The sequence below is a fragment of the Micromonospora sp. NPDC051296 genome (assembly GCF_040682255.1).
Lineage (GTDB): Bacteria > Actinomycetota > Actinomycetes > Mycobacteriales > Micromonosporaceae > Micromonospora > Micromonospora craterilacus.
The window spans coordinates 1-7,078 of sequence record NZ_JBFBAO010000361.1; the positions used below are offsets into that span (position 1 = coordinate 1).

Consider the following 7,078-nt stretch of genomic DNA (forward strand, 5'->3'; position numbering starts at 1 on the left):
GTCGAGCAGGCGGACATCTTCATCACCGCCACCGGCTGCTTCGACGTCATCACCAACGAGCACATGGCCCGGATGAAGCACCAGGCCATCGTCGGCAACATCGGCCACTTCGACAACGAGATCGACATGGCCGGCCTGGCCAAGCGCTCGGACGTCACCCGGGAGAACATCAAGCCGCAGGTCGACCTCTGGAAGTTCGACGACGGCCACGCGATCATCGTGCTCTCCGAGGGCCGCCTGCTGAACCTGGGCAACGCCACCGGCCACCCGAGCTTCGTGATGTCGAACTCGTTCGCCAACCAGACGATCGCCCAGATCGAGCTGTACACCAAGACCGCTGAGTACCCGGTCGGCGTGTACGTGCTGCCCAAGCACCTGGACGAGAAGGTCGCCCGGCTGCACCTGGACGCGCTCGGCGCCAAGCTGACCACGCTGACCTCGGAGCAGGCGGCGTACCTCGGTGTCACCCCGGAGGGCCCGTTCAAGCCGGACCACTACCGCTACTGACCGACCCTGGCGAACCGGGCCGGCCTCAGGTCGGCCCGGTTCGGCGTTTTAGCTGCCGGGTCGGCCGATCGTCGCCGGGTCAGCGGTGGTCGCGGCGAGGGTTGGGGCGGATCCAGGTCCAGACGCACCAGGCCAGCCAGGCCAGCGAGACCACCGCCGCCAGAGCGCGCAGCCGCAGCGCGCTGAGCAGCAGCACCACCGCGAGCACGGCCAGCCACGGCCCGAAACCCCTCATCACTGCCTCCTCGGCGTCGGCTCGGCACCGACCACCGGCGCCGCTCCCGCATCGGTTTCCGGCCGGGCCGGCGATCGTACCCCTGGACCGGCCTGCGCCGGCGGAGCGGTCACCGGTTCGTCCGGTTGGCTCGTGAACGACGCGGACCCGAGCTGTGGCCAGAGCGCGGCGGCGAGCGCGCGCGCGCCGGCGAGCCGGTGGCGGGCCCGCCGGTGCCGCTCGCCGAGGACGGCGGCCAGGTAGACCGGCTCCGGCAGCCCCGGCGGCGGCGGTGGGGCGGTCACCCCGGCGACCTCCCGCCACAGCCGCCGGGCCAGGTCGCTCCGGGTCGGTTCGGCGAACTGGTGGGACCGGGCCAGATACTGCCGGGTGGCGAGCGCCAGGCCGGCGTCCAGCCGGCTCAAATCCAGGGTGTACGCCCAACCGGCCAGCACCGGCACCGTGGCCGGCACCGGGCGCCACCTCGTCGCGGGTCGGGTGTGTACGACCAGGGTGCCCGCCACCAGGTCACCCAGCCGCCGGCCGCGGGCGTCGGTCAGCATCACCGTCACCCCGGCCACCCAGGACACCAGCGGCAGCACCAAACCTGGCCACTCCACGGCGACCCCGACGAGCGCCCGGGTCAGCGACTGCCGCAGCCCGACCGGGGCGCCGTCGACGCTGACCACCCGCAGCCCGACCGCCGCCTTGCCCGGCGTCCGCCCGTGGTTGAACCGTTCGAAGATCACCGGGTACCCGACCAGCAACAGCACGACACCGACGGTGAGCAGCGCTCGCTCCGTCGGCACGTCGATGACGCCGTACGGCAGGACGGCCAGAAACAGCCCGGCCAGCGCGGCGAGCAGCAGGCCGAGCACCAGTTGGACCAGGACGTCGAGCAGCAGCGCGAGCACCCGCGAGCCGATCCGGGCGGCCCGTACGTCCAGCTCCACCGCCTCCCCGCTGACCAGGCCGGCGTCGCCCCAGGCCGGGGCGGTCCACGGTCGCGTTGAGGTGCTCACCCGGACAGTGAACACTATGATCGCGCGGACGGGGGTGGCTGGTGGATCTCGACGCGTACGTCGCCGAGCACGGCGGGGAATGGCGCCGGCTGGGCCAGCTCTGTGACCGCCGACGGCTCGACGCCGCCGAGGTCGACGAACTGGTCGCGCTCTACCAGCGGGCCACCACCCAGCTGTCCGTGCTGCGCAGCCGCTCACCCGACCCGGCCCTGGTGGGCGAGTTGTCCCAGGTGGTGCTCCGGGCCCGCGCCCGGCTAACCGGCCGGCCCCGCCCGTCCTGGGCGGCGGTGCACCGGTTCCTGCTGGTCGGCTTTCCCGGGGCGGTCTGGCGGGCGGCGCCGTGGTGGTGCGCGGTGGCGACCAGCTTCACCCTGCTCACCTTCGCCCTCATCTGGTTCGTCGCCGACAACCCGGAAACGGCGGCGGCGTTCATCGGCGACGCGGAGGCCGCCCATCTGGTCGAGTCCGGCTTCGCCGGCTACTACACGGAGTTCTCCGCGCCGACGTTCGCCTTCCACCTGTGGACGCACAACGCCTGGCTGGCGGCCCAGTGCCTGGCGGCGGGGGTGCTGATCGTCCCGGTCGGCTACCTGCTGTGGCAGAACGTGGTGAACATCGGTGTGGTCGGCGGGGTGATGGTCTCCTACGGCCGGGCGGACGTCTTCTTCGGCCTGATCACCCCCCACGGGCTGCTGGAGCTGACCGGCGTGTTCGTGGCCGCCGGGGTGGGGCTGCGTACGGGGTGGGCGTGGATCGCGCCGCCGGAGCAGCTGACCCGGGGGCAGGCGGTGGCCCGGGCGGGACGCGACGGCATCCTGGTCGCCCTCGGCCTGGTCGGTCTGTTCGCGGTCTCCGCGGTGATCGAGGCGTTCGTCACCCCCGCCCCGCTGCCGGTGGCGCTGCGCATCGCCATCGGCGCCACCACCTGGCTGGCCTTCCTGGCCTACGTCCTCCTCCTCGGTTCCCGCGCCACCACCACCCGCCCAAACCCCGTCGATCATGAAGTTGTCGGGGATTTCGATCTCCGATCCGCCCGCTAACTTCATGATCAACCCGGGGGGGCGGGTGGGCGGGTGGTCAGAGTTGGCCGGTGGATTTGAGGCGGAGGTAGGTGTCCGCGAGGGTGGGGGCCAGGCGTGGGGCGGGGGTGTCGACCACGAGGACGTTGTGGCGGGCCAGGGCCGACGTGAGGCGGTCGCGTTCGGCGAACGTACGCCAGGCGGCGGCCGCGGCGTAGGCGTCCTCGGGCCGGCCCGGCGGCTCGGTGGTGAGCGTGGCCAGCACCGGGTCCTGTGCCGCCGCCACCAGCACCCGGTGCCGGGCGGCCAGTCGGGGCAGCACCGGCAGCAGACCCTCACCGAGCGCACCGGGCTCCAGCGCGGTGAGGAACACCACCAGGCTGCGCGGGCGGTGCCGGCGTAGCAACTCGCCCGCGATCAGTCGGAAGTCGGTCTCCACCAGCGCGGGCTGCAGCGGGGCCAGCGCGTGCGCCAGCCGAGGCCACTGCGCCGGCCGCTCGGCCCCGGTGACCGACGCCCGTGGCGCGGAGTCGACGGCGAGCACGTCCACCCGGTCACCCGCCCGGGCGGCCAGCGCGGTAAGCAGCAGCGCGGCGTCGATCGAGGTGTCCAGCCGGGGCTCCTCGCCGAGCCGTACCGCCGAGGTGCGCCCGGTGTCCAGCACGCAGACCAGCCGCCGGTCCCGTTCCGGCCGCCAGGTGCGCACCATCACCTCGGCGCGGCGGGCGCTGGCCCGCCAGTCGATGGAGCGCACGTCGTCGCCGGGCACGTACTCGCGCAGGGTGTCGAACTCGGTGCCCGCGCCGCGTCCCCGGCCGACCTGCGTACCGTCGATGACGCGGAGCCGGGACAACTTCTCCGGCAGGTGTCGGCGGGAGTCGAAGCGGGGCAACACGCGCAGGGTCCACGGCGGGGTGGCGGGCCGGCCGGTCCGCTGCCGGAACGCCAGCCCGAGCGGCCCGAGCGAGCGGACGGTCAGTGCCACCGCAGGCCGGTCGCCCCGACGGGTCGGGGTGAGCCGGCTGGGCAGGGCCACCACCTCACCGGGGGCGACGTCGACCACGCGGGCCGGCGGTACGTCCGGCCGCGCCCCGGCCGACGGCACCCACGCGTCGCGGACCTGGGCGCGCAGCGTACGACCGGAGGTGTTGCGCAGATGCAGGGTGACCGTGGCGGTGCCGCCGAGCCGGACGGCGCGCTCGCCATCGCGCTCGACGGCCAGCGCCCGCAGTGGCGCGGCCAGCGCGAGATCCATGGCGAGCAGCAGCAGGACCGCGCCGGTCATCACCGCCACCCCGACGAACGGTGCCGGCCACGCGGGCAGGGTCAGCGCGCCCGCCGCGAGCAGCGCCGCCGCCCGCCAGGTCATCGCGGCGTCGGCACGGCGGCCAGCACCGTGTCCAGCACGGCGTCCACCCCGACGCCCTCCAACTCGGCCTCCGGGCGCAGCCGCAGCCGGTGCCGCAGGGTGGGCCGGGCCATCGCCTTGACGTCGTCCGGCACCACGTGGTCGCGCCCGGTCAGCCAGGCCCACGCCTTGGCGGTGCCGAGCAGGGCCGTCGCCCCCCGGGGCGAGGCGCCCAGCTCCAGCGCGGGGGTGGCGCGGGTGGCTCGGCACAGGTCGACCACGTAGCCGAGCAGCGATTCGGCGACGTGCACCCGACCCACCGCCGCCCGTGCCGCGGCGAGGTCGGCCACGCCGGCCACCGGGCGTACCCCGGCGGCGGTCAGGTCTCGCGGGTCGAAGCCGGCATGGTGGGCGCGGAGCACGCCCAGCTCCTCCTCGCGGTTGGGCAGCGGCACGGTGAGCTTGAGCAGGAACCGGTCGAGTTGGGCTTCCGGCAGCGGGTAGGTGCCCTCGTACTCCACCGGGTTCTGGGTGGCGGTGACGATGAACGGGTCGGGCAGCGTACGCCGCTTGCCCTCGACGGTGACCTGCCGTTCCTCCATCACCTCCAACAGGGCGGACTGGGTCTTCGGCGGGGTCCGGTTGATCTCGTCGGCGAGCAGCAGGTTCGTGAAGACCGGCCCCTCCCGGAAGGTGAACGCCGCCGTCCGCGAGTCGAAGACCATCGAGCCGGTGACGTCGCCGGGCATCAGGTCGGGGGTGAACTGCACCCGCCGTGCATCCAGGTCGAGCGCCGCGGCCACGGTACGCACCAGCAGCGTCTTGGCCACTCCCGGTACGCCCTCCAGCAGCACGTGGCCGCGGCAGAGCAGGGCGACGATCAGCCCGGTGACCACGCCGTCCTGCCCGACGACCGCCTTGGCGACCTCGGCGCGTAGCCGGTGCAGCGCGGCCCGGGTGGGTTCGGCGGCGAGCGGGTCGGCGGTCGTGGCGGGTCGGGTCACCGGGTGTCTCCTTCGGTTCGAGGCTGCGGCGGCTGCCTGGCCGGCGGCTCCGGAACGGTGCCGGCCGGCGGGGGTGTGTTCGCGGATGCCGGGCCACGGGTCGTACGGTCCAGGTCGTCGGCCAACTCCAGCAGGTCCTGATCGGTGGCCGGGGCGTCGCCGTAGAGGAGTTCGCGGATGGTGTCCGGGCGGTCGCCGGTGCTGGCGGCGACCGCCGCGGCCACGTCGGTGGGCGGGGCGTCGGCCGGCAGGTGCAGCCGGCGGGCCAACCGGGACCGGGCAGCCGCCCGTAGCGTCTGCGCGACGCTCTCCCGGGCCTGGGCCCGCCGGTAGAGCCGGGCCCGGCCGAGGACCGTCTCCGCGGCTGGCACGGTCACCGGCAGCGGCTCCGGCGTGGGCGGGCCGAGCCGGCGGGCCCGCCCGGCGGCGATCAGCAGTGCCGCCAGGGCGAGTTGCAGCAGCAGTGCCCAGAACCAGGGCGGGAAGGCGGACCAGAGCGGATTTGGCGACCCGGTCTGGTCCGGGCCGCCGGAGCCGGAGGCGTCACCGCGGGGCCCGTCGCCGGAAGTGCCGTTCCTGCCGTCGTCGTTCCCCCGCTCGGGCCGGCCGTTGCCGGTGCCGTAGTCCTCGGCATCGGGCAGCTCCGTGGTGGGGGCGGAGCTGGGCCTGGGCGGTGGTGGCGCGGGGCCGTCCAGGTCGAGCCAGACCACCCGGCGGGCGGTGGCGAGCAGACCGGTGGCGAAGGCGTGGTTGTCCCACTCGTCGATCCGGCCGTTGCGGAACGGGTCGCTGGCGCCGACCACCACGCTCTCGGCGGGGCCGGGCAGGCGGGCCAGGCCAGCCGAGAAACAGAGGTCGACGCTGCCCGGGGCGCCGCTGGGGGCGTACCGCTGCCGGGCGACGGCGGCCGTCGCGGCGGAGGCGACCTCGGACAGCGGACAGGGCCCGGGAGTGTGCGGGCCGACGGCCCGGGCCGCCCAGCGCCGGCCGGCTGGCCGCAGTGGCAGCCCGGCGGCGGCCAGCACCCGCCGAGGCGGGTCGACCAGCACCAGCCGGGTGCCGATGGGCAGCCTGCCCAGGTCGTCGACGGTCTGCGGATGCAACAGCTCCGGTGCCGGAACGAACAGGATGGACGGACCGGAGCGGGTGGCCCGCAGCGCCCGGACGGTGTCGGTCTCCCGCAGCACCACGACCCCGCGCCCAGCCAGGCTCGCGGCCAGCCGGCTGCCGCCGTCGTCGCCGGTCGCCACCGGGGACAGGAACCCCTTGTCGCTCTGGTCCGGCTGGTCGACCGCGTGGGTGACCAGCGTGGTAGCGAGCAACGACGCGCCCAGCAGCAGTGGGATCAGGATCCGGTGCCGGCGGCGCCGGGGCCGGCGCACGACGGTCACGGTGCCGGCTCCCCGCTCGCCGCCGACGGCCGGTCGGACCTGGTGCCGCCCGGGGAGCCCGCGGTGTGCCCGTCGGCTTCGGCGGGTTCGTCGGCGAGCAGGTGCCGCAGCCGGCTGGCGTGGTCGCGCATCCGGTGGTCGTGGTCGGCCGTGGCGGGACGCTGGGCGTACCACACCTCGGAGAAGATGGTCGCGGCGGCGGCCAGCGGCGGGCCGGCCGCTGGGTGGTTGGCGGTGGCCGCGGTGACCACCTCGGTGACGGTCATGCCGGGCCGGACCCGCACCACGTTCCGGTCGGCGAGATCGTGGAGCATGGCGCGCAGCCGTTCCCGGATCGCCTCCTCGTAGCGGCCCTCGGCGGCCAGCCGCTCGGCCAGCGAGGCGATGCTGGCCGGCGGTGCGACCGGCTGCGGCAGGTCGGTGGCGGGCGCGGGTGCGGTGCTGGCGGCCGCCGGCCGGGCCGGCCGCCTGGGGCGTCTCTATCCGAAGCTCGGCATCCGTTCGCGGGTGGAGTTGGCCCGGGTGCTGGGGATTACGTAGTTCTACGCACGCGAGCGGTCATCGGTGGCTCAT

Annotated in this window: 9 protein-coding genes; 3 read left to right on the forward strand and 6 right to left on the reverse strand. The window is 74.9% G+C overall.

Annotated elements, in window-relative coordinates:
- Positions 1–507, forward strand: a 507-nt coding sequence (locus AB0M52_RS27885; RefSeq protein ID WP_363959677.1) for an adenosylhomocysteinase, incomplete at its 5' end; no start/stop codon positions are given.
- A 79-nt stretch (positions 508–586) separates the two neighbouring features.
- Here AB0M52_RS27885 and AB0M52_RS27890 read toward each other — a convergent pair.
- Positions 587–742: a hypothetical protein gene (locus tag AB0M52_RS27890; RefSeq protein WP_363959679.1), complete on the reverse strand. Its 156-nt coding sequence runs from the start codon at positions 740–742 to the stop codon at positions 587–589.
- Entirely contained in the window at positions 742–1,743 is a 1,002-nt protein-coding gene (locus AB0M52_RS27895) for an RDD family protein (RefSeq protein WP_363959681.1), read from the reverse strand. Before AB0M52_RS27895 ends, AB0M52_RS27890 begins: the two co-directional genes overlap by 1 nt.
- A 41-nt stretch (positions 1,744–1,784) precedes the next feature.
- Here AB0M52_RS27895 and AB0M52_RS27900 point away from each other — a divergent pair, with 41 nt between their 5' ends.
- On the forward strand, positions 1,785–2,783 hold the full coding sequence (locus tag AB0M52_RS27900; protein ID WP_363959684.1) for a stage II sporulation protein M: 999 nt from the start codon (positions 1,785–1,787) through the stop codon (positions 2,781–2,783).
- A gap of 37 nt (positions 2,784–2,820) precedes the next feature.
- Here the strand turns inward: AB0M52_RS27900 and AB0M52_RS27905 are convergent, their stop codons facing one another.
- From AB0M52_RS27905 to AB0M52_RS27920, 4 genes are read right to left on the reverse strand one after another with little or no spacing between them, the layout of a single operon-like run.
- Positions 2,821–4,131: a DUF58 domain-containing protein gene (locus AB0M52_RS27905; RefSeq protein ID WP_363959687.1), complete on the reverse strand. Its 1,311-nt coding sequence runs from the start codon at positions 4,129–4,131 to the stop codon at positions 2,821–2,823.
- Positions 4,128–5,114 (reverse strand): MoxR family ATPase, encoded by a 987-nt coding sequence (locus tag AB0M52_RS27910; protein ID WP_363959690.1) that lies wholly within the window; start codon positions 5,112–5,114, stop codon positions 4,128–4,130. The genes AB0M52_RS27905 and AB0M52_RS27910 overlap by 4 nt, the downstream gene beginning before the upstream one ends.
- Positions 5,111–6,505: a DUF4350 domain-containing protein gene (locus AB0M52_RS27915; RefSeq protein WP_363959693.1), complete on the reverse strand. Its 1,395-nt coding sequence runs from the start codon at positions 6,503–6,505 to the stop codon at positions 5,111–5,113. Before AB0M52_RS27915 ends, AB0M52_RS27910 begins: the two co-directional genes overlap by 4 nt.
- Complete coding sequence (locus AB0M52_RS27920; protein ID WP_363959696.1) at positions 6,502–6,819, reverse strand: DUF4129 domain-containing protein; 318 nt, start codon at positions 6,817–6,819, stop codon at positions 6,502–6,504. Before AB0M52_RS27920 ends, AB0M52_RS27915 begins: the two co-directional genes overlap by 4 nt.
- 70 nt (positions 6,820–6,889) lie before the next feature.
- Here AB0M52_RS27920 and AB0M52_RS27925 point away from each other — a divergent pair, with 70 nt between their 5' ends.
- Complete coding sequence (locus AB0M52_RS27925; RefSeq protein ID WP_363959699.1) at positions 6,890–7,045, forward strand: hypothetical protein; 156 nt, start codon at positions 6,890–6,892, stop codon at positions 7,043–7,045.
- Positions 7,046–7,078 lie beyond the last annotated feature (33 nt).

What these genes read in the sequence shown, in the direction of transcription:
- AB0M52_RS27920 (WP_363959696.1), bottom strand. Translation starts at nt 6,819, where the DNA reads ATGCTCCACGATCTCGCCGACCGGAACGTGGTGCGGGTCCGGCCCGGC.
- AB0M52_RS27925 (WP_363959699.1), top strand. Translation starts at nt 6,890, where the DNA reads ATGCTGGCCGGCGGTGCGACCGGCTGCGGCAGGTCGGTGGCGGGCGCG.
- AB0M52_RS27905 (WP_363959687.1), bottom strand. Translation starts at nt 4,131, where the DNA reads ATGACCTGGCGGGCGGCGGCGCTGCTCGCGGCGGGCGCGCTGACCCTG.
- AB0M52_RS27890 (WP_363959679.1), bottom strand. Translation starts at nt 742, where the DNA reads ATGAGGGGTTTCGGGCCGTGGCTGGCCGTGCTCGCGGTGGTGCTGCTG.